Annotated in this window: 22 protein-coding genes and 1 pseudogene; 18 read left to right on the plus strand and 5 right to left on the minus strand. The window is 62.1% G+C overall.

The window, feature by feature from the left end:
• A pseudogene (locus AC1DCM_RS20560) lies at positions 1–124 on the plus strand (IS110 family transposase); the annotation flags it as partial.
• Between the two features lie 28 nt (positions 125–152).
• Here the strand turns inward: AC1DCM_RS20560 and AC1DCM_RS20565 are convergent.
• From AC1DCM_RS20565 to sdhC, 5 genes are all read right to left on the minus strand, one after another.
• On the minus strand, positions 153–926 hold the full coding sequence (locus AC1DCM_RS20565) for an alpha/beta hydrolase (RefSeq protein ID WP_442016710.1): 774 nt from the start codon (positions 924–926) through the stop codon (positions 153–155).
• A 128-nt stretch (positions 927–1054) separates the two neighbouring features.
• Positions 1055–1837 (minus strand): succinate dehydrogenase iron-sulfur subunit, encoded by a 783-nt coding sequence (locus AC1DCM_RS20570; protein ID WP_011773975.1) that lies wholly within the window; start codon positions 1835–1837, stop codon positions 1055–1057.
• Positions 1837–3636 (minus strand): succinate dehydrogenase flavoprotein subunit, encoded by a 1800-nt coding sequence (gene sdhA, locus AC1DCM_RS20575; RefSeq protein ID WP_477519512.1) that lies wholly within the window; start codon positions 3634–3636, stop codon positions 1837–1839. Before sdhA ends, AC1DCM_RS20570 begins: the two co-directional genes overlap by 1 nt.
• 98 nt (positions 3637–3734) lie before the next feature.
• Positions 3735–4211 carry a succinate dehydrogenase hydrophobic membrane anchor subunit gene (locus tag AC1DCM_RS20580; RefSeq protein ID WP_442002621.1) on the minus strand — a complete coding sequence of 159 codons (477 nt, stop codon included), beginning with the start codon at positions 4209–4211 and terminating at the stop codon, positions 3735–3737.
• A gap of 3 nt (positions 4212–4214) precedes the next feature.
• The gene (gene sdhC / locus AC1DCM_RS20585; RefSeq protein WP_442002622.1) at positions 4215–4595 is read right to left on the minus strand and encodes a succinate dehydrogenase, cytochrome b556 subunit; all 381 of its coding nucleotides are present in this window, start codon (positions 4593–4595) and stop codon (positions 4215–4217) included.
• 264 nt (positions 4596–4859) lie between these two features.
• Between sdhC and AC1DCM_RS20590 the strand changes: the two genes are divergently transcribed.
• The 17 genes from AC1DCM_RS20590 to AC1DCM_RS20670 all read left to right on the plus strand — a co-directional run bounded on the left by AC1DCM_RS20590 (position 4860) and on the right by AC1DCM_RS20670 (position 22691).
• Entirely contained in the window at positions 4860–5993 is a 1134-nt protein-coding gene (locus AC1DCM_RS20590) for a mannose-1-phosphate guanylyltransferase (RefSeq protein WP_442002623.1), read from the plus strand.
• 108 nt (positions 5994–6101) lie between these two features.
• A complete protein-coding gene (locus tag AC1DCM_RS20595; RefSeq protein WP_442016712.1) occupies positions 6102–7307 on the plus strand; it encodes an amidohydrolase in 1206 nt (401 codons plus the stop codon).
• 113 nt (positions 7308–7420) lie between these two features.
• Positions 7421–7855 carry a MarR family winged helix-turn-helix transcriptional regulator gene (locus AC1DCM_RS20600; protein ID WP_477519513.1) on the plus strand — a complete coding sequence of 145 codons (435 nt, stop codon included), beginning with the start codon at positions 7421–7423 and terminating at the stop codon, positions 7853–7855.
• Between the two features lie 54 nt (positions 7856–7909).
• Positions 7910–8341, plus strand: a complete 432-nt coding sequence (locus AC1DCM_RS20605; RefSeq protein WP_400279360.1) for an organic hydroperoxide resistance protein — start codon at positions 7910–7912, stop codon at positions 8339–8341.
• Positions 8338–9360 carry an NADP-dependent oxidoreductase gene (locus AC1DCM_RS20610; RefSeq protein ID WP_477519514.1) on the plus strand — a complete coding sequence of 341 codons (1023 nt, stop codon included), beginning with the start codon at positions 8338–8340 and terminating at the stop codon, positions 9358–9360. Before AC1DCM_RS20605 ends, AC1DCM_RS20610 begins: the two co-directional genes overlap by 4 nt.
• Positions 9361–9662: 302 nt before the next feature.
• Positions 9663–10730, plus strand: coding sequence for a BMP family lipoprotein (locus tag AC1DCM_RS20615; RefSeq protein ID WP_477519571.1), 1068 nt, complete (start codon positions 9663–9665; stop codon positions 10728–10730).
• 206 nt (positions 10731–10936) lie between these two features.
• Entirely contained in the window at positions 10937–12457 is a 1521-nt protein-coding gene (locus tag AC1DCM_RS20620; protein WP_477519515.1) for an ABC transporter ATP-binding protein, read from the plus strand.
• Positions 12447–13808, plus strand: a complete 1362-nt coding sequence (locus AC1DCM_RS20625) for an ABC transporter permease (RefSeq protein ID WP_477519516.1) — start codon at positions 12447–12449, stop codon at positions 13806–13808. The genes AC1DCM_RS20620 and AC1DCM_RS20625 overlap by 11 nt, the downstream gene beginning before the upstream one ends.
• On the plus strand, positions 13805–15094 hold the full coding sequence (locus AC1DCM_RS20630; RefSeq protein WP_477519517.1) for an ABC transporter permease: 1290 nt from the start codon (positions 13805–13807) through the stop codon (positions 15092–15094). The genes AC1DCM_RS20625 and AC1DCM_RS20630 overlap by 4 nt, the downstream gene beginning before the upstream one ends.
• 3 nt (positions 15095–15097) lie before the next feature.
• Positions 15098–15502 (plus strand): cytidine deaminase, encoded by a 405-nt coding sequence (locus tag AC1DCM_RS20635; protein WP_442002632.1) that lies wholly within the window; start codon positions 15098–15100, stop codon positions 15500–15502.
• Entirely contained in the window at positions 15499–16809 is a 1311-nt protein-coding gene (locus AC1DCM_RS20640) for a thymidine phosphorylase (protein WP_477519518.1), read from the plus strand. Before AC1DCM_RS20635 ends, AC1DCM_RS20640 begins: the two co-directional genes overlap by 4 nt.
• 11 nt (positions 16810–16820) lie before the next feature.
• Positions 16821–17489, plus strand: a complete 669-nt coding sequence (locus AC1DCM_RS20645) for a DedA family protein (RefSeq protein ID WP_477519519.1) — start codon at positions 16821–16823, stop codon at positions 17487–17489.
• A 193-nt stretch (positions 17490–17682) separates the two neighbouring features.
• Positions 17683–18405, plus strand: coding sequence for a DedA family protein (locus tag AC1DCM_RS20650; RefSeq protein ID WP_477519572.1), 723 nt, complete (start codon positions 17683–17685; stop codon positions 18403–18405).
• Positions 18406–18476: 71 nt separating this feature from the next.
• On the plus strand, positions 18477–19619 hold the full coding sequence (locus tag AC1DCM_RS20655; protein ID WP_442016721.1) for an adenosine deaminase: 1143 nt from the start codon (positions 18477–18479) through the stop codon (positions 19617–19619).
• Entirely contained in the window at positions 19597–20295 is a 699-nt protein-coding gene (locus AC1DCM_RS20660) for a MazG nucleotide pyrophosphohydrolase domain-containing protein (protein WP_477519520.1), read from the plus strand. The genes AC1DCM_RS20655 and AC1DCM_RS20660 overlap by 23 nt, the downstream gene beginning before the upstream one ends.
• Before the next feature lie 116 nt (positions 20296–20411).
• Positions 20412–21692, plus strand: a complete 1281-nt coding sequence (gene eno, locus AC1DCM_RS20665; RefSeq protein WP_477519521.1) for a phosphopyruvate hydratase — start codon at positions 20412–20414, stop codon at positions 21690–21692.
• Between the two features lie 180 nt (positions 21693–21872).
• Complete coding sequence (locus AC1DCM_RS20670; protein ID WP_477519522.1) at positions 21873–22691, plus strand: FtsB family cell division protein; 819 nt, start codon at positions 21873–21875, stop codon at positions 22689–22691.
• The last annotated feature ends 41 nt before the right edge of the window (positions 22692–22732 follow it).

Raw genomic sequence — 22732 nt, forward strand, 5'->3', positions numbered from 1 at the left:
CGTCCGCAAACGCAAAGCCGAGGGACGAACCACAAAGGAGATCCGCCGGTGCGTGAAACGCTACCTCGCCCGGCGGATCTACCGAACCCTCAACGCCCCAAACCCCGGCCCTTGCCACGCTTGACAACCATAGAAGGATCCCCGCGTTGGTCTTAGGCGTCGCGGACTTCCAGATAGGGATCCGCCCAGGCGCTGATAATGCGTGCCACCCGGGCGGCCTGTCCCTTGCCCGTCAGAAGGTGCTCACTGCCCTCAAGCGAAATGAAGCTCCGCGGATGCCGCGCCGTACGGAAGATCTCGCTGGCGTTGTCGATGCCCACGGTGTTGTCGGTGGGGGAGTGCATCACCATCAACGGCTTGTGGAGGGTGCGGATGCAATCGCGCAGGTCAGCGCGTTCTACGTCCTCCACAAAGTGCCTGCGGACCTCCATGGGGCGGCCGCCGAGGTCAACCACGGCGCTGCCGTCACGCAGGATGGAGTCAATCTCGGCGTCGAACATGTGCTCAACATGCTTTGGCTCGTAAGGTGCGCCCACGGTCACCACGGCGTTGAGGTCAGGGATATCGCGCGCAGCGGCCAGCACAGCGGCGCCGCCAAAGGAGTGGCCCACCAGCAAGGAGACCGGCCTGTCCTGCTCCCGCATGAAGGCGGCGGCGAGGATGGTGTCAGCCACCTTGACGCTGAAAGATCCCGCGGACCATTCCCCGGCGGAGCCACCCAGGCCAAGGTTGTCGAACCGGAGCATGCCAACACCTTGCTCCGCGAGCCCTTTGCAGATCCGGGAGGCAGCAGGGCTGTCCTTGCCCAGGGTCAGGCCGTGCGAGTACACGCCCCAGCCGCGGACAGGGCCCTCAGGCACGTCCACGATGCCGGCGAGGGCATCACCCGTGCTTCCGGTGAAAGTGATCTTCTCAGAGCGTGGCACGCTGGTCTCCTTGCTTTTGCGGCTACCGGCCGGGGCGAGGTAGGCCAAATGATTAACGACGACGGCGCCACGCACCAAAAGTGGTGGGCGGCGCCGTCGTCGTGTGGTTCCTTAGCGGGACCGGCGAACTAGATCTTGCGGGCGAGGATGGCCTGCTTGACCTCGGCGATTGCCTGGGTCACCTGGATGCCGCGGGGGCATGCTTCCGAGCAGTTGAAGGTGGTGCGGCAACGCCACACGCCTTCTTTGTCGTTCAGGATCTCCAGGCGCATGTCGCCTGCGTCATCGCGGGAATCGAAGATGAAGCGGTGTGCGTTGACGATTGCGGCCGGACCAAAGTACTGGCCGTCGGTCCAGAAGACCGGGCAGGACGAGGTGCAGGCAGCACACAGGATGCACTTGGTGGTGTCGTCAAAGCGCTCACGGTCCTCAACGGACTGCAGTCGCTCCTTGGTGGGCTCGTGGCCCTTGTTGATCAGGAACGGCATGACTTCGCGGAAGGACTGGAAGAAGGGTTCCATGTCCACAATCAGGTCCTTCTCCACAGGGAGGCCCTTGATCGGCTCGACGGTGATGGGCTTGGTGGTGTCCAGGTCCTTCAGCAGCGTCTTGCAGGCGAGACGGTTGCGGCCGTTGATGCGCATGGCATCCGAACCACAGACACCGTGGGCGCAGGAGCGGCGGAAGGAAACGCTGCCGTCGATCTCCCACTTGACCTTGTGCAGGGCATCCAGAACGCGGTCCGTGCCGTACATGGTCAGTTTGTAGTCATCCCAGCGTGCTTCGTCCGAGATCTCCGGATCGTAGCGGCGTACGCGGAGCGTGATGTGGAAGGTGGGAATTTCACCGTCGCCGGCAACGCTTGCCGGGAGCTCGATCTTGGAAGCGGGCTCTGCCATTTCGGTCGTCATTAGTACTTACGCTCCATCGGCTCGTAACGGGTGAAGATGACGGGCTTGGTCTCAAGACGGATGCCCGCAACAGATTCCGCCGAGGAGTCGACGGTGACGGAAGTGTCAAGGTAGGCCATGGAGTGCTTCATGAACTTCTCGTCATTGCGGTCCGGGAAGTCTTCGCGGTAGTGGCCACCGCGGGACTCTTCACGGTGCAGCGCACCGACTGTCATGACCTTGGCCATGTCCAGCAGGAAGCCCAGCTCCACTGCTTCCAGGAGATCCAGGTTGAAGCGCTTGCCCTTGTCCTGGACGGTGACGTTCTTGTACCGCTCTTCGAAGGAAGCGATGTCGCTAAGGACCTGCTCCAGGGATTCCTTGGTACGGAACACCTGCATGTTCGCATCCATGGTGTCCTGCAGTTCCTTGCGGATCTGGGCAACACGTTCGGTGCCGTTGCCGGTCAGCAGGCCGTTGAGGATGCCGCGGGTCATTGCCTCAGGGTCCTCGGGCAGCTCGACGTAGTCGGCTGTCTTGGAGTACTCCGCAGCGGCAATACCGGCGCGCTTGCCGAAGACGTTGATGTCCAGGAGCGAGTTGGTGCCGAGGCGGTTCGAGCCGTGCACGGAAACACAGGCAACTTCACCGGCTGCGTAGAGGCCCGGCACAATCGTGTCGTTGTCCTGGAGCACTTCGGTGGTGATGTTGGTGGGGATGCCGCCCATGGCGTAGTGCGCGGTGGGGAACACGGGGACAGGATCGGTGAACGGCTCCACACCCAGGTAGGTGCGCGCGAACTCCGTGATGTCCGGAAGCTTGGCCTCGATGTGGGCAGGCTCAAGGTGCGTCAGGTCCAGAAGGACGTAATCCTTGTTTGGACCACAACCACGGCCCTCGCGCACTTCGTTCGCCATGGCGCGGGCCACGATGTCACGGGGTGCAAGGTCCTTGATGGTGGGGGCGTAGCGCTCCATGAAGCGCTCACCCTCGGAGTTACGCAGGATGGCACCTTCACCACGAGCGCCCTCGGTGAGGAGGATGCCCAGGCCGGCGAGGCCGGTCGGGTGGAACTGGAAGAACTCCATGTCTTCCAGCGGGATGCCACGGCGGAAGGCGATGCCCATGCCGTCGCCCGTGAGGGTGTGGGCGTTGGAGGTCGTCTTGAAGACCTTGCCGGCACCACCGGAGGCGAACACCACGGACTTGGCCTGGAAAACGTGCAGTTCACCGGAAGCAAGATCGTAGGAGACTACGCCCGCTACACGCTTCTGCTTGTACGGGGTACCGTCTTCGCGCACCGCGTCTTCTTCGACGATCAGCAGGTCAAGGACGTAGTACTCGTTGTAGAACTCAACGTTGTGCTTGACGCAGTTTTGGTACAACGTCTGCAGGATCATGTGGCCCGTACGGTCGGCTGCATAGCAAGCACGGCGGACGGGAGCCTTGCCGTGGTCACGGGTGTGGCCACCGAAGCGTCGCTGGTCAATCCGGCCCTCGGGCGTGCGGTTGAACGGCAGACCCATCTTTTCCAGGTCCAGCACGGCGTCAATGGCTTCCTTCGCCATGACCTCGGCTGCGTCCTGGTCAACCAGGTAGTCGCCACCCTTGATCGTGTCAAAGGTGTGCCACTCCCAGTTGTCTTCTTCGACGTTGGCCAGTGCTGCACACATACCGCCCTGTGCTGCACCGGTGTGCGAGCGGGTGGGGTAGAGCTTGGTCAGTACCGCTGTGCGTGCGCGCTGACCGGATTCGATCGCGGCGCGCATGCCGGCGCCACCTGCACCGACAATGACGACGTCGTACTTATGGACCTGCATACCAGATGCTCTCTCTTTCAAAAATTCAGATGGTCGGCGGAGGCTGCTCCGCTACGTCAGGCGAACCGGTGGACTCAAAGGAGTCACCGGAAGCGCCGTTACGGGGCCGGGCAGAAGCCGCCAGGCAGCTGAACGCCGTCGACGACGGGGCACGGGTTGAACGTGAAGATCACCAGGGTGCCGAGAATGATGATGACAGCCGTGGCTGCATAGAGGACTACCTTGAGCCAGAAGCGCGTGGCGTCCTTTTCAGCGTAGTCGTTGATGATGGTGCGGACGCCGTTGGTTCCGTGCAGCATGGCAAGCCAGAGCATGGCGAGGTCCCAGAACTGCCAGAAGGGGTCCGCCCACTTACCGGCGACGAAACCGAAGTCGATGGCGTGGATACCCTCACCCACCAGCAGGTTCACGAAGAGGTGGCCGAAGATCAGCACCACCAGGACGATGCCGGAGAGGCGCATGAAGAGCCAGGCGATCATCTCGAAGTTGCCACGGCTGGGGCCGGTGCGGTTGTATTTCGGAGCAATCTTGCCTGCACCGATTTTTCCGCTGCGGGGGGATTCGATCGTGGTCATGGTCTAGTGGCCTCCCAGCGCGAGGGAAAGGTGGCGGATAGCGAAGCCGGCGAACGTGACCAGCCACAGCGCAAGCACGATCCACAGCATTTGGCGCTGGTACTTCGCGCCCTTCTTCCAGAAGTCGATGGCGATCACACGCAGGCCGTTGAAGGCGTGGAAGATGATCGCGGCGACCAGGCCCGTTTCACCCAGGGCCATGACGGGGTTCTTGTAAGCACCAATGACGGCCGTGTAGGCCTCAGGGGACACGCGCACCAATGAGGTGTCCAACACATGGACCAACAAGAAGAAAAAGATCACTACACCGGTAATACGGTGTCCAACCCAGGACCACATGCCTTCACGGCCGCGGTACAAGGTGCCAGCTGGTTTTGTCGGCACTGATTAAACCTTCCTGCAACACAGCGGCGCTGGCATGGGATCCATGCGGGGGGAACGCCTGCTGCGAGAGCACTCGTAGCTCACGCCTAAATCTAGGCTTCGCTACCAGCTTATTCAATTTAGGACGCGCTTCTCTGGTTGTTAATTCCATGTTTCCTGCCCGTATTTACGCGATATTTGGGAAATTTCCCCTGCTTCATGAGACGAAGGCCACATGTGTGGCGGACTGCGGGGCTTTGCAGCCGCGTCCGATAAAGTGTTGCGGTGAGTACAGAAGACGCGACATTCCCGGAATCTCCATTGAACCGCTTCCACGCGGTTATTCCGGCGGGCGGTGTGGGGACCCGGCTGTGGCCACTCTCGCGTGCCGCTGCGCCCAAGTTCCTCCATGACCTGACCGGCTCCGGCAGCACGTTGTTGAGGGCCACCTATGACCGCCTTGAGCCGCTGGCCGGTGAGCGGGTGCTCGTTGTGACCGGCGAGGCACACCGTGCCGCTGTATGCCGGCAGCTCCCCGAAGTGGGCGATGACGAGCTGGTGCTCGAAAGCGAGCCCAAGGACTCCGGTGCTGCCATCGGCTTGGCCGCCGCAATTCTCCACCGCCGCGACCCGGAGACCATCATGGGTTCGTTCGCCGCAGACCAGGTGATCAGCCCCGACGATCTGTTCCAGGACACCGTGCGTGAGGCAATTTACACCGCTGCCACGGGCAAGATCGTTACCATTGGCATCAAGCCCACGCACCCCTCCACCGGCTTCGGCTACATCCGCTCCGGTGCAGCACTGAACGTGGAAGGTGCTCCGAACGCCCTTGCTGTGGCTGAGTTTGTTGAGAAGCCCAGCCAGGAAGTTGCCAACAAATATGTAGAGGCAGGGGACTACGTCTGGAACGCAGGCATGTTCGTTGCTCCCGTAGCGCTCATGCTCCAGCACCTCGAAGCGAACCAGCCGGAGCTGTTCAAGGGCCTTCAGGAAATCGCCGAAGCCTGGGACACGCCCCAGCGCGCTGAAGTTACCGCGCGTGTCTGGCCCACACTGCCCAAGATTGCGATCGACTACGCGGTTGCCGAGCCGGCAGCGGCAGCCGGCGATGTCGCCGTCGTGCCTGGTACTTTCCGCTGGGACGACGTTGGCGACTTTGCCGCAATCGGCCGACTGAACAACGCAGGCGACGTCGATGAAGTTACCGTTCTTGGCGAAGGTGCCCGCGTGTTTGCCGAGAATGCGAGCGGCGTAGTGGTTTCCGATACCAAGCGCGTGATCGCCCTCATCGGCATCAAGGACGTGGTCATCGTGGACACGCCCGACGCACTCCTGGTCACTACAAAGGAACATGCCCAGTTGGTCAAGGGCACTGTTGATGCCCTCAAAGCCAGTGGCGATACGGACGTCCTGTAGCAATCCCTTATACCGTGAGCCACCTCTTTGGTTGTCCTGCGCCTGAACGCAGCGTAACCAAGAGGTGGCTTTCGTTCTTCGGAGGCCGTGGATGGCTAGAGTTGTGACGTGCGCAATTACACCACTGAAACCGAGCCCACCCCCGTCGTAAGTCCGTGGGTGGATGAGCTGCTGCCTGGACTCATCGATTTCAGGCGGGACCTCCATGCGCACCCTGAACTCTCCTTCAAGGAATTCCGCACCACGGACAAACTCGTGGAGCGGCTCGAAGCTGCCGGATTGCAGCCGCGTCGCCTTGAAGGCACCGGGCTCACGGTGGACATCGGAGAAGGTCCCATTGCCACTGCACTGCGTGGTGACATCGACGCCTTGCCCATCATCGAGGAAACGGGTCTGCCGTTCGCTTCGAAGAACCACGGCGTCACCCATGCCTGCGGACATGACGTCCATACCACCACCATGCTCGGCATTGCCTTGGTGCTGCAGCGGATGCATAAGAACACCCCGCTGGGCGGCACTGTCCGCATTATCTTCCAGCCGGCCGAGGAGACCATGCCCGGCGGTGCTTTGTCCTGCATCGAGCAGGGCGTGCTGGAAGGCGTTCCCCGTATCCTTGCGTTGCACTGTGATCCCAGGATCAACGTCGGCAAGATCGGCACCCGGATCGGGGCCATCACCTCGGCATCGGACACTATTAAGATCGAGCTCACGGGCCGCGGTGGCCACACATCCAGGCCGCACCTGACGGAAGACCTCGTCTTTGCCCTGGCGCAAATTGCGGTCAACGTGCCCGCCGTGCTCTCACGCCGCGTGGACGTCCGAAGCGGAGTGTCAGTGGTGTGGGGCCAGATCTCGGCAGGTTCCGCACCCAACGCCATTCCCGGCACTGGCTACATGGCGGGCACCATGCGCTGCCTTGACCGGGACGCCTGGCACAGCGCGGGGGAGTTGCTGGACGACGTCGTAAAGCAGGTTGCCGCTCCTTACGGCGTGGATGTGCACCTGGAGCACACGCGCGGCGTTCCTCCCGTGGTCAACTCGGAACACGAGACGGCCTTGATTGAAGCTGCGGCGCGTGCCGAACTTGGCGAGAACGCCGTAGTCCTGACGCCCCAGTCGATGGGTGGCGAAGACTTTGCCTGGTTCCTGGCCGACCTTCCGGGAGCCATGATGCGGCTCGGCACGCACACGCCTGGCGGCGAAGAATATGACCTTCACCGTGGCGACTTCATCGTGGATGAACGCGCCCTCGGCTACGCCATCCGCGTCCTCACTGCAGCTGCACTTCGAACGATCCGCGACCTCCAGGACTAAACCCAACTAAGGGACAGCACGTGTTCCACTGAGCACTCACTGGGACATGTATTGTCCCCTAGTTGGGCCAAGTTAAGTTGTGCACAATTGAATTGTGCACTATCGTTTTATCCATGAGTGATGCACCCCGCCTCCGCCACCAGGTCTGCTTTGCGCTGTATTCGGCGTCCAAGGCCGCGACGGCGGTCTACCGCCCCGTGCTGGACGAGCTGGGTCTTACATATCCGCAGTACCTGGTGATGTTGGTCCTCTGGGAGCAGGAACCGCGCAGCGTGCGGGAACTTGGCGCGGAGCTCGGGCTCGACTCCGGCACGTTGTCGCCTCTCCTGAAGCGCCTTGAAGGGCTTGCGCTCGTTGAGCGCCATCGTTCCGTTGATGACGAACGACGGGTGGATGTCGTCCTGACCGACGCCGGCAGGGAGTTGAGCACCCGCGCCCAGGCCGTCCCCAAGCGCCTCGCTGATGCCGCCGGCCTCTCCACGGAGGAGATTGAGCAGTTGCACGCGACGCTCGGCAAACTCACCGCGGCACTGCAGAAGTCACTCTGAGAATTTTCAAGCCACACACAAGCCCACTGATGTCCAAGAGATAAAGGAAGATTCGTGAAGACTCTCTACACTGCCGAGGCTTTGGCCTCCGGCGAAGGCCGCGATGGCAACGCCCGTACCAACGACGGCAAGCTTGACGTAGCCCTCGCCAGCCCGGTTGAGCTCGGAGGCAACGGCCAGGGCACCAACCCCGAGCAGTTGTTCGCCGCCGGCTACGCGGCATGCTTCCACTCCGCCCTGCGCCTGGTGGGCCGCAAGGAACGCGTTGACCTCAGCGACTCTGCCGTTGCCGCCAAGGTCCACTTCGGCGCACTCACTGACCGCGAGGGCTACGGCTTGGCCGCCGAACTGGAGATCGCCCTGCCCGCCCTGGATCGCGGAACGGCCGAGGAACTGATGGCCAAGGCGCACCAGATCTGCCCCTACTCCAACGCCACCCGCGGCAACATGGCCGTAGACCTCAAGCTCGTGGAGTTCGCAGCATGAGCACCACTATCGGCACGCCAGTGGAAACCCGCGAAATCCAGCTCGCGTCCCGCCCGGTCGGCCGCCCGTCACCGGAGAACTTCCGGCTGGCGGCCTCCGGCCTGCCGGACCTTCAGGACGGCCAGATCCTGGTCCGGAACCAGTTCATGTCCGTGGATCCCTACATGCGGGGACGTATGAATGACGTCAAGTCCTACTCGGCGCCTTTCCGCCTGGATGCAGCGCTCGACGGCGGTGCGGTAGGTGAGGTGATCGCGTCCAGGTCCGACGCGCACAAGGTGGGTGACGTCGTCGTGCATCAACTGGGATGGCGCGAGCACGCGGTGGTGGACGCGGCTGCGACAACCACGGTTCCAAGCGGCCTTGCTCCAACATCGGCGTTCCTTGGTGCCTTGGGCATGACGGGCCTGACCGCTTATGCGGGCCTGCTCAAGGTGGCCGAGTTCAAAGAAGGCGATGTCGTCTTCGTATCCGGTGCGGCCGGCGCTGTGGGATCCATGGTGGGCCAGATTGCCAAGGCATCCGGAGCCAGCAAGGTGATCGGCAGTGCCGGTTCAGCCGAAAAGGTCGTCAGGTTGCTGGAGCTCGGTTTCGACGCCGCCTTCAATTACAACGATGGCCCGGTTCTTGATCAGTTGCGTGAGGCGGCGGGGGAGCGCGGCATCGATGCGTACTTCGACAACGTGGGCGGCAAGCACCTCGAAGCCGCTCTGGCCACGCTCACTGTGGGCGGGCGCGTTGCCATGTGCGGTGCCATTGCGCAGTACAACTCCACCGAGCCGCCGGCCGCACCAAGGAACCTGGCCCTGGCGATTGGCAAGCAGCTGACCCTGCGCGGATTCCTGGTGGGCGGCCAGCGTCAGCACGCGGCCGAGTTTGCCGAAAAGATGGCCGGTTGGCTGGCCGACGGGACCGTCCGCTACGACGAAACGATCGTGGACGGCCTGGAGAACGCACCGCAGGCATTCATTGATCTGCTGGACGGCGCCAACACCGGAAAGATGCTCGTCAGGCTCTGACGTTGGGGCTGGGCCGGGTGTGACTTGCGCACCCGGCTACTGCTTGGTAACAAAAGGTCAACAATCTGCCCTTGGGGACTCGATTGTGCTACCTGCGTGTGGTCCACGCCACTAGTGTTGGGGGTATCAAGGCGCTTCGGCGCAGTGCTGCGAACTTCAGTGAAAACAGAATTTCTGCCTCGGGTATTCGAAACGGACACTCATTGACCATCCGTCGTAGCGCGACTCACTTTCTTCCTGGAGGAAAATTGAAGAACCCACTGCGTGCCACCCTTAAGCGCGGTTCTATTAAGCGCGGTTCAATGGCCGGTATTGCAACTGCAGGAGCGGCAGCGCTCCTGCTCAGCGGTTGCGGACAGGCTCCCGACGCCGGTTCGGCCAGCCCGACCAAGAGCGACTACATCGGCTGCATTGTGTCCGACTCCGGCGGATTCGATGACCAGTCCTTTAACCAGTCCTCCTTCGAGGGTATGCAGAAGGCCGAAAAGGACCTTGGCATTACCATGAAGTCGGCTGAGTCCAAGGCCAACAGCGACTTCGAGACCAACCTCAACGGCATGGTTTCCGCTGGCTGCAATCTGACCGTCACGGTGGGCTTCCTCCTGGGCGACGCCACCAAGGCAGCAGCGCAGAAGAACACCGACAAGCACTTCGCGATCATTGACTTCTCGTACCAGGACCCCATCGCCAACGTGAAGCCAGTGGTCTATGACACCGCCCAGGCTGCGTACCTCGCAGGCTACGCTGCTGCATCCGCAAGCAAGACCGGCAAGGTGGGGACCTTCGGCGGCATCAAGCTCCCTACGGTCACCATCTTCATGGACGGGTTCTATGACGGCGTCCAGGCCTACAACAAGGCCAAGGGCAAGTCCGTCCAGGTAGTCGGCTGGGACAAGGCCACCCAGGATGGCTCGTTCACGGGCGACTTCGAGAAGCAGGACACCGGCAAGCAAATCACCAAGAACCTCCTGGACCAGGGTGCGGACATCATCATGCCCGTGGCAGGTCCGGTGGGTAAGGGTGCAGGCGCAGCCCTCAAGGAAGCCAAGGCCGCCGGCAAGGACGTCAAGCTCATCTGGGTTGACTCCGATGGCTACCTCACTGCTCCTGAGTACAAGGACCTCATGCTGACCTCCGTGGTCAAGCAAATGGATGAGGCCGTCGAAACGGTGGTGAAGGACGACAAGGAAGGCAAGTTCAGCAACGAAGCCTATGTTGGCACCCTTGCCAACAAGGGTGTTGCCATTGCACCGTTCCACGACCTCGATTCCGCAGTCCCCGCGGAGACGAAGTCCGAGCTCGATGCCCTGAAGGCGGACATCGTGTCCGGCAAGCTGGTTGTTGAATCAGCGGCAAGCCCCAAGAAGTAACAATTTCCTGGACGCGCCGCCAGTACCGAGTGCCGGTACTGGCGGCTCGTTTTTGCCCTGACCAGCGCCTATATTGCGGGGCCCCAGCGCCTATATTGCGGGCCGCAGCGCCTATCTTGCTGGCCCTCGCAAGAATAGGCTTCTGCTCAAAGCCAATGGCTTTGAGCAGTACAGCCGTCCCTCGGACTCAAAGAACGGTGGGAGTTGTGAAACTCGAATTGAAGGGGATCTCGAAAGCTTTCGGGACCTTCTACGCCAACCAAGACATCGACCTCGTGGTCGAATCCGGCCAGATCCATTGCCTCCTCGGCGAAAATGGCGCCGGAAAATCAACCCTCATGAACGTGCTGTACGGACTCTATGAACCGACGGCCGGACAAATCCTCGTTGACGACAAGACGGTCAACTTCCGGGGCCCGGGCGACGCCATGGCCGCCGGTATTGGCATGGTCCACCAGCATTTCATGCTGGTTCCCGTCTTCACTGTCGCCGAAAACGTGGCCCTCGGTGCAGAGCCAACGTCCTTTGGCGGCGTCCTCAGCATTGATGAAACCCGGAAGAAAATCCGGGACATTTCAAAGAAGTACGGCTTCGACGTCGATCCCGACGCCCTGGTGGAGGACCTCCCCGTGGGCGTCCAGCAACGCGTCGAGATCATCAAGGCGTTGGTCCGGGAGGCCAAGGTGCTCATCCTGGACGAACCAACGGCAGTCCTGACGCCGCAGGAAACGGATGAGTTGCTGGACATCATGCGCCAGCTCAAGGCGGCCGGCACATCGGTCGTGTTCATTTCGCACAAGCTTCGCGAAGTGAAGGCCGTCTCCGACGTCATCACGGTAATCCGCCGCGGCAAAGTAGTAGGCGATGCTCCACCCACGGCCTCGGCCACGGAACTTGCCTCCATGATGGTGGGCCGCCCCGTGAGCCTGACCTTGGACAAAGCCGCAGCCCAGCCAAAGGAAACAACCTTCGTTGTGAAGGACCTGACAGTCCGCGCCCCCAATGGAACCAACGTGGTGGACGGCATCAGCTTCGACATYGCCCAAGGTGAGATCCTCGCCGTCGCGGGTGTCCAAGGCAACGGCCAGACGGAACTTACGGAAGCCATCCTCGGTATCCAGCCGCACGTCACGGGATCCGTGACGCTGGACGGCAGGCAGCTCCTGGGCCTGCCGGTCAAGGACGTGCTGCGCTCCGGCGTCGGCTTTGTCCCGGAAGACCGCACAGTGGACGGGCTGGTAGGCCCCTTTTCCGTTGCCGAGAACCTGGTGCTGGACCTTTACGACCAAGCACCGTTCGCTAGCGGCATCAGCATGAAGCCCGCCAAAGTGGCAGAAAATGCCGAAGCCAAGATCCAGGAGTTCGATATCAGGACGCCGTCGGCGGGAGCTGCGGCAGGAACCCTCTCCGGTGGCAACCAGCAAAAGGTGGTTATGGCCCGCGAGTTGTCCAGGCCGTTGCGGCTGTTCATCGCAAGCCAGCCCACGCGCGGCGTGGATGTTGGCTCCATCGAGTTCCTGCATAAGCGCATAGTTGCGGAGCGGGACGTTGGAACACCCGTGATGATCATTTCCACGGAACTCGATGAAGTGATCGAACTCGCGGACAGGATCGCCGTGCTTTACAAGGGGAAACTGGTGGGCATTGTCCCTGCCGGAACTCCCCGTGACACCCTCGGCCTGATGATGGCTGGCGTCGGCCCGGAAGGAGGCTCCCATGACGAGTAAGGACCAGACCCCCAGTAAGGACCAGACTCCCAGCAAGGACCAGACCCCCGAGGAATCTGCCTCGGAAGTACGTGCGGCGGACGTCGCGCTGGACACCGCTGGCGGCACCTTGGAACCGTCCATCGTTCCCGTGTCCTCTCAGAGTGGGGACACCGGTCACCGGCAAGCCAGCACGATGCGCAGGATCGTCATGGGCAACGGCTTCGTGTCCGTTCTGGCGGTTATCGTGGCGCTGTTCCTGGGCGGTTTGCTCATTGCCAGCACGGACAAGAAGGTTTCCGAGAGCGCGGGTTATTTCTTCGCGCGGCCCAGCGATTTCCTGCTGGCGCTGTGGAATGCCATGACCAAGAGCTACGTCGCGTTGTTCCAGGGCTCGGTGTTCAACCCCCGCGAAGGTTTCATGCCCCTGCTTGAAACAATGACGGTGGCCACGCCACTGATCTGTGCAGGCCTCGGCGTTGCCTTGGCCTTCCGCGCCGGCCTGTTCAACATCGGCGCCCAAGGCCAGATCATCATCAGCGCAACGCTGGCTGCCTATGTTGGTTTCACCTGGCACTTGCCATTCGGGCTCCACCTGCTGCTGGTCATCATCATGGGCGTCCTCGGCGGCGCTGCCTGGGGTGCGATAGTTGGTATCCTCAAAGCCCGGACAGGCGCGCACGAGGTCATCGTGACGATCATGCTGAACTACGTCGCGTTGTTCCTTTTGGACTTCCTCCTGAACACCGCGGCCTTCCGGCGCCCGGGGGACAACAGCCCTATCTCACCCCGGCTGGATGAGACTGCCACTTACCCTGTGCTCATTCCAGGCTCCCGGCTCCATCTGGGTTTCCTGGTGGCCGTCCTGCTGACATACGGCGTGTGGTGGATGCTGAACCGCTCCACCATTGGCTTTGAGTTCCGCGCAGTTGGTGCCAACCCAGTGGCTGCGCGCACGGCGGGCGTCAAGGTACCCCGCGCCACCATCCTGGTGATGGCTTTTGCCGGTGCCCTCGCTGCCTTCGGTGGCGTTGCCCAGGTGGCCGGCACCGAAAAGGTATTGACGGGCGGTGTTGCAGCCCAGATTGGCTTCGACTCCATCACTGTTGCACTGCTTGGCCGAAGCACTCCATGGGGAACGTTCTTCGCGGGCCTGCTCTTCGGTGCTTTCCGGGCCGGCGCAGTTCAGATGCAGATCCAAACGGGAACGCCGATCGACATCGTGCTGGTGGTCCAGTCCCTGATCGTCCTGTTCATCGCGGCGCCGCCACTGATCAGGTCGGTTTTCCGGCTTGAGCCCAAAAAGAAGAACAAGACGCCGAAGGCCGCTCGGAAAGCTGCCCTTGCCAACGCCACCGGAGGTGCCAAGTGAGCGCAACATCCACCGCGCCCCTAGCGGGAGCAACAGCATTACCCGGGCTGCGGCCATCCTTGAAGGTCCCGGTTTCGCTTGGCGTCCTGGCACTCATTGCCCTCGTGTTCTTCGGTCTCTTGGGTCCGGACCAGACAGCAGAAATGAAGATCAGCGATCCCGGCGACGCCTTTGCCGTCCCAGCGCTGGCGATTCCAGGCCAGGTAGGTGGCATCGTCCTGGCCATCGTGCTCCTGGCCATGGCCGCTTACTCGATCTACTTGTGGACACGGGGTGAGCGATCCCCGAAGTGGCTGCCGATCGCCTTCGCGGTGGTCTTCGTCTTCGCCTTGCTGGTGTGGATTGTTGCCGGCGCACGGCAGCCGTCCATCTCCCTTGCCGGCCTCATTGCGGGTTCGGTTACCTTGGCTGTTCCCTTGGTTTTTGGCTCCCTTTCCGGCGTCCTGTGCGAGCGGGTGGGCGTGGTGAACATTGCCATTGAAGGCCAGTTGCTGGGCGGAGCTTTCACCGCAGCCTTGGTGGCAACGGTGACCGGCAGCCCCTATGTCGGATTGATTGCTGCCGCAGCCGCCGGCGCCGTCGTGTCCATGGTCCTCGCGGTCTTCAGCATCAAATACCTCGTCAACCAGATCATTGTGGGCGTTGTGCTCAATGTGCTGGTCTCCGGTCTCACCGGCTTCCTGTTTGGCACAGTCATGGTGACCAACAAGGAGCAGTTCAACACCCCTGGCCGCCTGGATATCCTGCCGATTCCATTCCTTTCGGACATTCCCATCATCGGGCCCATCCTGTTCAAGCAGTCCATTGCCGGCTACCTCATGTATGTGGCTGTAGCCGTAGTCTGGTTCGGCCTGTTCAAGACGCGTTGGGGCCTGCGCGTCCGCGCTGTCGGCGAGCATCCACAGGCTGCGGACACCCTGGGCATCAACGTCAATGCCACCCGCTTCTGGAACGTGACGCTGGGCGGTGCGATCGCCGGTATCGGTGGTGCCGTGTTCACGCTGGTGACCATCGACTCCTTCACCAAGGAAATCTCCGGTGGCCGTGGCTTCATCGCCCTCGCTGCCTTGATCTTTGGACGGTGGAACCCGATCGGTGCCTTCCTCGCCTCGCTGCTGTTCGGCTTTGCGTACAACCTGCAATCGATTCTGGGCATCATTGGTACCCCGGTGCCAAGCCAGTTCATGGCCATGCTGCCGTACCTGGTAACCATCTTCGCCGTCGCTGGTTTGGTGGGCAGGTCACGGCCACCTGCCGCGAGCGGCATACCGTACGTGAAAGGTTGACGCATGCCTTCGGATGACGTCGATTGGCAGGCCCTGGAAGAAGCTGCTGTACAGGCCATGGAACGGGCCTATGCCCCGTACTCCAAGTTCCCGGTGGGGGCTGCGGCCCTCACCGAGGACGGCAGAATCATTAGTGGCTGCAACGTGGAGAACGCCAGCTACGGCCTGACCCTCTGCGCTGAATGCGCCTTGGTGGGGCAGCTCCACATGACCGGTGGGGGCCGGATCGCGGCTTTCTACTGCGTCGATAGCCTGGGAAACGTCCTCATGCCCTGCGGGCGCTGCCGTCAGCTGCTCTACGAGTTCCGGGCACCCGGAATGCAGCTCATGACAACGCAGGGAATCAAATCCATGGACCAAGTGCTGCCTGACGCCTTTGGTCCCGAAAACCTGGAGGAAACCACGTGAGAAGCCCTGAAGCTTTCGACGCCGTTCAGATCATCTCCATCAAACGCGACAAAGGCACGCTCACTCCGGAACAGATCGATTGGACCATTGACGCCTATACGCGGGGTGTGATCGCCGAGGAGCAGATGGCGGCGCTGAATATGGCCATCCTGCTCAACGGCATGAACCGCGAGGAAATCTCACAGTGGACTTCGGCGATGATCGCCTCCGGGGAGCGGATGGACTTTTCCTCGCTGAYAACGCCCGACGGCGGCCGGAAGCCTACCAGCGACAAACACTCCACCGGCGGGGTGGGGGATAAGATCACCCTCCCGTTGGCCCCGCTGGTGGCGGTCTTTGGCGTGGCAGTGCCGCAGCTGTCCGGCCGCGGGCTCGGCCACACCGGCGGCACTTTGGACAAGCTCGAAGCAATCCCCGGATGGCGCGCGAACCTGAGTAATGAGGAAATCATGGCCCAACTCCAGGACGTCGGAGCGGTCATTTGCGCTGCCGGATCCGGTCTGGCACCGGCTGACAAGAAGCTCTATGCATTGCGTGACGTCACGGGAACGGTTGAAGCGATCCCGTTGATTGCTTCCTCGATCATGAGTAAGAAGATCGCAGAAGGCACCGGATCGTTGGTACTGGACGTAAAGGTGGGTTCCGGCGCCTTCATGAAGGATGAGGCTCGGGCTCGTGAGTTGGCGGAGACCATGGTGGCCTTGGGTAAGGACGCGGGCGTTCACACGGTGGCTTTGATGACAGATATGTCCACGCCCCTGGGCCTGACAGCCGGTAATGCGATCGAGGTGGAGGAGTCTGTGGAGGTCCTTGCGGGCGGTGGTCCGGAAGACGTGGTCGAACTGACTGTCCGCTTGGCCGAGGAGATGTTGGCCGGTGCCGGCATTCACGATGCCGACCCCGCCGCTGCTCTCAAGGATGGGCGCGCCATGGACGTCTGGAACCGGATGATCGAAGCGCAGGGTGGCAATCCGCGCGCCGCGTTGCCGGTGGCCAGAGAATCCGAGGTTGTCTACGCCCCGGCTGATGGCGTCCTGGTTGAACTGGATGCCCTGTCCGTCGGCGTTGCCGCGTGGCGCCTCGGAGCTGGCCGCGCCCGCAAGGAGGACAAAGTCCAGGCCGGAGCCGGTGTGCGGCTTCATGCCAAACCGGGCGCGCTGGTCAGGGCCGGCGAACCATTGATGACGCTCCTGACCGATACTCCTGAGAAGTTTGAGCGGGCCAAGGAAGCGTTGCAGGACGCCGTGGTGATTGCACCTGAGGGCTCACGACCGGCCCATCAGCTGATCATCGACAGGATCGCCTAGGCTTAGATCCCGTGCAGGCCATCAACGATTTCATCCTGGCCGCGGCCGAGCAGCCGTGGGTGTTGTTCCTTGTGTTGGCCTGCTGCCTGATCGACGGTTTCTTCCCACCAATCCCCAGCGAATCCGTCGTGGTGGGCTTGAGTGCTGTCTCCGGCGGCGCAGGCTCACCCAACGTGTGGCTGCTCGGGGTCATGGCTGCAATCGGCGCTTTCTCAGGCGACAACATTGCTTACCTGATAGGGCACCGTATCGGGATCCAGCGTTGGCGTTGGATGCGTACGCAGCGCATGCAAGGAGCCTTCCGCTGGGCCGGTAAGGAACTCCGACGGCGGTCAGCCTCGCTCATCATGGTGGCGCGCTTCATTCCCATCGGCCGGGTGGCAGTGAACCTCACGGCCGGTGCCACGCACTTCCATCACCGCCGCTTTGTTGGACTCACTGCAATATCGGCCATCCTGTGGGCAAGCTATTCGGTGGTCCTGGGGTACTTCTTTGGGGTCTGGTTCGAGCACAACCACCTGTTGGGCGCAGTGATTGCCATTGTTGTGGCTGTGATTCTGGGCATCATCATTGACCGCATCATCAGCAAGGTCAGGGGATCGGCGCCGCTGGACCGCAGCAACGTCGAAGACGCCACGAGTATTGCTGAGGAAGAAGCGCCGCCTCCACCCACGGTATGACATGAACGACGCCGGGAGATCAGCCCGGCGGTTGACGACGGAACGAGTACTCCACGCGTAGCGTTAAGTGGGTGATCCCGAGGCTGGGACGTAGCGAACGACGTCCCGGCCGTGGGACACTAAGAGCGACTTCTGTCACAGTGTCAAGTCATATTCGCCTAGGAGCTACCGCCGCGTGGAGTTTTTGAACCAAATGCTCGAGCATGCAGCCGGGCAGCCTTGGATTTACCCGGTACTCCTCGTCTTTTTCTTCATTGACGGATTTGCCACCATTCTTCCCAGTGAAACAGCCATTGTTGGGCTCTCGGCGCTGTCCCTTCACAACGGTCAGCCGAACCTTTGGATTCTGGGAGCCACGGCCTTGGTTGGTGCAATGGCCGGTGACAATATGGCGTACATGCTGGGCCGCAAGATCGGTTTGACGCGCTGGAAGTGGATGCGCCGCCCCAAGGTCCAGAAGATGTTCGCGTGGGCTCAGTATGAGCTCGACAAACGTGGGGCAGTCCTGATCTTTACTGCCCGCTACATTCCCTGGGGACGTGTGGCTGTTAACTACGTTGCCGGCCAGACGGGTTTCCGCCACAGGACATTCTTCTTCTTGGATGCCTTCGCCTGCGTCACCTGGGTTTGCTACTCCATCGGCATCGGCCTTCTCGCTGGCCAATGGGTGCACAACAACCCGCTGCTTGGCGTAGGCATTGCCGTGGCGTTCGCGGTGATCCTGGGCATTGTTGTGGACCACGTCCTTCGCTGGTGGCACAAGCACCTGGAAAAGAAGGATCTGGCTAAGAAGGATTTGGCTAAGAAGGATCAGGCCGCTGCTGCCGCTACAACTGCGAAGGCGCCAACGCCGGACCCCCAGGAGTTGACCCAGAAGGCAGTTGCCGGCGTCGACCTCTCCAAGCCTGCTGGCTAAGTTCCCGGATCCCGGGCGCCCACCGCGCCGCGAGTCGAGTCCATGGCGGCGGTGGGGATTACTCTTAGTACGTGACTGAGCCCATTGTTGACGCTGCCCCTGCCCTCGACTTCGATTTGAAGAGCCTTCCCAAGGTTTCCCTCCACGACCATTTGGACGGAGGACTGCGGCCTGCAACCATCATCGAACTGGCGCAGGCCGTCGGCCACACGCTGCCCTCCACTGATCCGGTTGCCCTGGGCGAATGGTTCCGCGAATCCGCCGATTCCGGTTCGCTGGTGCGCTACCTGGAAACGTTCGACCACACGGTTGCTGTGATGCAGACCAAGGAAGGCCTGTTCCGGGTCGCCAAGGAATTCGTGGAAGACCTTGCCGAGGACGGGGTCGTTTACGGTGAAGTCCGGTGGGCCCCCGAGCAGCACCTGCAGAAGGGCCTGACCCTGGATGAAGTAGTGGAAGCGGTCCAGGATGGCCTCGAAGCCGGCGTGGACGCGGCGGAAGAACGCGGCCAGCAGATCCAGGTAGGGCAACTCATCACTGCGATGCGCCACGCCGACCGCGGCCAGGAAATCGCGGAGCTCGCTGTTCGACACCGCGCCAACGGCGCTGTGGGCTTCGACATCGCAGGCGCCGAGGACGGCTTCCTGCCCTCCCGCTTCAAGGACGCGTTCACGTACCTTGCCGAGAACAACTTCCCGGCCACGGTCCACGCCGGTGAGGCCGCAGGCCTGGACAGCATCCAGTCGGCGCTCGTGGACGGACGCGCTCTGCGGCTTGGGCATGGGGTGCGTATTGCCGAGGACATCACGGTCGAGTTTGAAGACAACTCCGACGACGACGGCGAGGACACCATCGGCATGGTGACCCTCGGCGGCGTGGCCGCTTGGGTTCGCGACCGCGGAATTGCACTGGAAATCTGCCCGTCATCGAACCTCCAGACCGGCGCTATCTCCAGCTTCGGCGAAGGCATCGAGAGCCACCCGTTGGACATGCTTTTCCAGCTCGGGTTCAACGTCACCATCAACACGGACAACAGGCTCATGAGCGGTGTCACCCTGACGGACGAGTTTGAGCTGCTGGTGGAAACCTTCGACTACGACCTCGATGATTTGCTCGAACTGACGCTCAACGCCGCAGAGGCCGCCTTCCTGCCGCTGGACGAGCGTGAAGCTTTGGTCGAGTACATCAACGATGCCTACGCCAACCTCGGCTAACGAGTCGGGGACCGGGATTACGGAGCTGATCCGGACTATCGCCTCATTGCGGGAGCACTGCCCTTGGATGGGTGCGCTGACCCATGAGTCCCTGGTGGAGTACTTGATCGAGGAAGCCTATGAAGTTGTGGACTCGATCGAGGCCGGGGATTCGCCTGCCAGGGACGAGGAGCTTCGCGGCGAGCTGGGCGACGTACTGCTTCAAGTGGTGCTTCACGCCCGGCTTGCCGAGGAGCGTGGCAGCTTTGATTTTGATGCCGTAGCCCGCGGCATCAACGCGAAGATGGTCCGCCGCAATCCGCACGTCTTCAAGCCGGACGGTTCACTGCAGGCCACGTTCCCGGCGACGGTCGAGGAAATCGTCCTGAAATGGGATGCCGTGAAGCGTGCCGAGAAGGGCGGGCGTGCCGATCCGTTCGAGGGAATTCCACCGCACCTGCCTGCTTTGGCAGGGGCGCAAAAGTCCCTGGACCGTGCTGCCCGTGCGGGTCTGTCGATCGACGCCCAAAGCCAGGCAACCGCCGTCGGGCTTCCTGCAATTCCAGACTCGGAAGAGGCGCTCGGTGAGCTGTTGCTCGCCGCCGTTGCCAGTGCGCGGGAGCAAGGGCTCGACGCCGAGCGTGCCCTCCGCGCAGCAGTTCGATCGTTTCAGAACGGGAAGGCCCAGCCTTCATGACGTGAGGAGTTTGAACCCGTTCCGTAACCTAAGCCACTCTCGACTACGCTAGTAGCGACGAGGACGTTGAGAATTTCCCTCCACATTCCTGTAATTTGCCCATAAGGAGCACATCCATGGCGCTTATCGATGCCATCCACGCCCGCGAAATCCTTGATTCCCGCGGAAACCCGACCGTAGAAGTTGAGGTCCTGCTTTCCGACGGCCAGATCGGCCGCGCAGCAGTTCCCTCCGGCGCCTCCACCGGCGAGCACGAAGCTGTTGAACTCCGCGACGGCGACAAAGGCCGTTACCTCGGCAAGGGTGTCCAGAAGGCCGTTGACGCGGTCATCGACGAGATCTCGCCGGCACTCATTGGTTTCGACGCAACGGACCAGCGCAGCATCGACCAGGCCATGATCGACCTCGACGGCACCCCGAACAAGAGCAAGCTCGGCGCCAACGCCATCCTGGGTGTTTCCCTGGCCGTTGCCAACGCAGCTGCTGCTTCCTCGGACCTGCCGCTGTACAAGTACCTCGGTGGCCCGAACGCACACGTCCTGCCGGTTCCGCTGATGAACATCCTCAACGGTGGCTCGCACGCCGACTCCGATGTTGACATCCAGGAATTCATGATCGCCCCGATCGGTGCCGAGACCTTCTCCGAAGGCCTGCGCTGGGGCGTTGAGGTCTACCACAACCTCAAGGCTGTCCTCCAGGAAAAGGGCCTCTCCACGGGCCTCGGTGACGAGGGTGGCTTCGCTCCCAACCTGCCCTCCAACCGCGCAGCACTGGACCTGATCCAGGAAGCCATCAAGAACGCCGGCTACACCCCGGGTACGGACATCGCCCTTGCCCTGGACGTCGCATCCTCCGAGTTCTACAAGGACGGTGCTTACCAGTTCGAAGGCAAGGCACTGACCGCCGCGGAAATGAGCGCCTACTACGCCGAGCTCGTTGCCGACTACCCGCTGGTCTCCATTGAAGACCCGCTGGACGAGAACGACTGGGAAGGCTGGAAGACCCTCACCGACGCCATCGGTGACAAGGTCCAGCTGGTTGGCGATGACCTCTTCGTCACCAACCCGGTCCGCCTACAGCAGGGAATCAGCGCCGCCACGGCCAACTCCCTCCTGGTCAAGGTCAACCAGATCGGTTCCCTGACCGAGACCCTGGACGCCGTTTCCCTGGCCCAGCGTTCCGGTTACACCACCATCACCTCGCACCGCTCCGGCGAAACCGAGGACACCACCATTGCTGACATCGCCGTTGCTACCAACGCGGGCCAGATCAAGACCGGTGCCCCGGCCCGCTCCGAGCGCGTCGCCAAGTACAACCAGCTCCTGCGCATCGAAGAAGAACTCGACGACGCCGCACGCTACGCCGGCCGCAGCGCGTTCCCGCGTTTCAAGGGCTAGCATTCCGCGAAAACAGCTGACCGGTGGCTATGGTGGAAAGACCATAGCCACCGGTTCTGTTTAACGCTTGCCTGCGGAACCGCGGGCACAGCAGGACCTACGCAAGTCCCGCACACGTACGTTACGCGCAGGGCAAGCGCAGCAACCCGCCAGGCAAGCACCGGGCATTACAGGAGTGTCATGGCCACCCGTCGTCCAAAGGTTCCCAGGGCCGATGCCCTCGGAAGGCCAAACAGCGCAGACACTGTCGGCGCAGGCAGGCCAAATGCTGCAGGCAGGCCCAACAGCGCAGCCTCGGCCGGCGGAGAGGTCATTGCGGCTGAGTTCGGTGCCTCCCGCAGCTCTGCGGAATCTTCGACGCCGGCACCGGCCACCAGGAAGCCCACGGCTCCCAAACCCTCCGGCAGTGCCAAGACGGCAGCCAGCACCAGGACCGCAAGCAGTCCCAAGACTGCGGGCACCACCAAGAGCCCAGCGAGCACCAGGAGCCCGGCAACCAAGACCAGCCCCGCCGCGTCCATGAAAGCTTCGTCCACGAAAGCTTCGTCCACGAAAGCTTCGGACAAACCCTCCGGCAACAGCACCCGTGAAGCCCAGGACCTCGATCCCGTACCGGCGAAGGCGTTCTCGGGCAGGATGCTGGCGCTGGCCGTGGTCATGATTGCCATCACCATCATGCTTGCGCCCACGGTCCGGATTTTCCTGGAGAAGCGGGCTGAAATCTCCGCCCTGGAGGCCGAGATCGCCAGCAAGCAGGCAGAGCAAGCGGAGCTGAACAAGCAGCTTTCGCGGTGGCAGGATCCCAACTACGTGAAACAGCAGGCCCGCGACCGCATTAACATGGTTATGCCGGGTGAAACGGGTTACTGGGTATTTGGCGGGGAAGAAGCCGCCGGTACCCCTGGGGGCCGCACCGGCTCCGGATCATCCGCGAACCCGGCAAACCTGCCCTGGGTGGATGCGCTCTGGGAGTCAATCAGACGATCGGCAACAGACTAGACGCGGTGCCCGCCGCCGTCGTGTCCTACTGGGACATGGCC

It is taken from the genome of Paenarthrobacter sp. 10N417 (assembly GCF_056394745.1).

Excerpts from the sequence above, each read along its gene's own strand:
- eno (WP_477519521.1), top strand. The coding sequence starts at position 20,412 with ATGGCGCTTATCGATGCCATCCACGCCCGCGAAATCCTTGATTCCCGC.
- AC1DCM_RS20615 (WP_477519571.1), top strand. The coding sequence starts at position 9,663 with ATGGCCGGTATTGCAACTGCAGGAGCGGCAGCGCTCCTGCTCAGCGGT.
- AC1DCM_RS20670 (WP_477519522.1), top strand. The coding sequence starts at position 21,873 with ATGGCCACCCGTCGTCCAAAGGTTCCCAGGGCCGATGCCCTCGGAAGG.
- AC1DCM_RS20580 (WP_442002621.1), bottom strand. The coding sequence starts at position 4,211 with ATGACCACGATCGAATCCCCCCGCAGCGGAAAAATCGGTGCAGGCAAG.
- AC1DCM_RS20650 (WP_477519572.1), top strand. The coding sequence starts at position 17,683 with ATGCTCGAGCATGCAGCCGGGCAGCCTTGGATTTACCCGGTACTCCTC.
- sdhA (WP_477519512.1), bottom strand. The coding sequence starts at position 3,636 with ATGCAGGTCCATAAGTACGACGTCGTCATTGTCGGTGCAGGTGGCGCC.
- AC1DCM_RS20660 (WP_477519520.1), top strand. The coding sequence starts at position 19,597 with ATGCCTACGCCAACCTCGGCTAACGAGTCGGGGACCGGGATTACGGAG.
- AC1DCM_RS20600 (WP_477519513.1), top strand. The coding sequence starts at position 7,421 with ATGAGTGATGCACCCCGCCTCCGCCACCAGGTCTGCTTTGCGCTGTAT.
- AC1DCM_RS20625 (WP_477519516.1), top strand. The coding sequence starts at position 12,447 with ATGACGAGTAAGGACCAGACCCCCAGTAAGGACCAGACTCCCAGCAAG.
- AC1DCM_RS20635 (WP_442002632.1), top strand. The coding sequence starts at position 15,098 with ATGCCTTCGGATGACGTCGATTGGCAGGCCCTGGAAGAAGCTGCTGTA.
- AC1DCM_RS20610 (WP_477519514.1), top strand. The coding sequence starts at position 8,338 with ATGAGCACCACTATCGGCACGCCAGTGGAAACCCGCGAAATCCAGCTC.
- AC1DCM_RS20570 (WP_011773975.1), bottom strand. The coding sequence starts at position 1,837 with ATGACGACCGAAATGGCAGAGCCCGCTTCCAAGATCGAGCTCCCGGCA.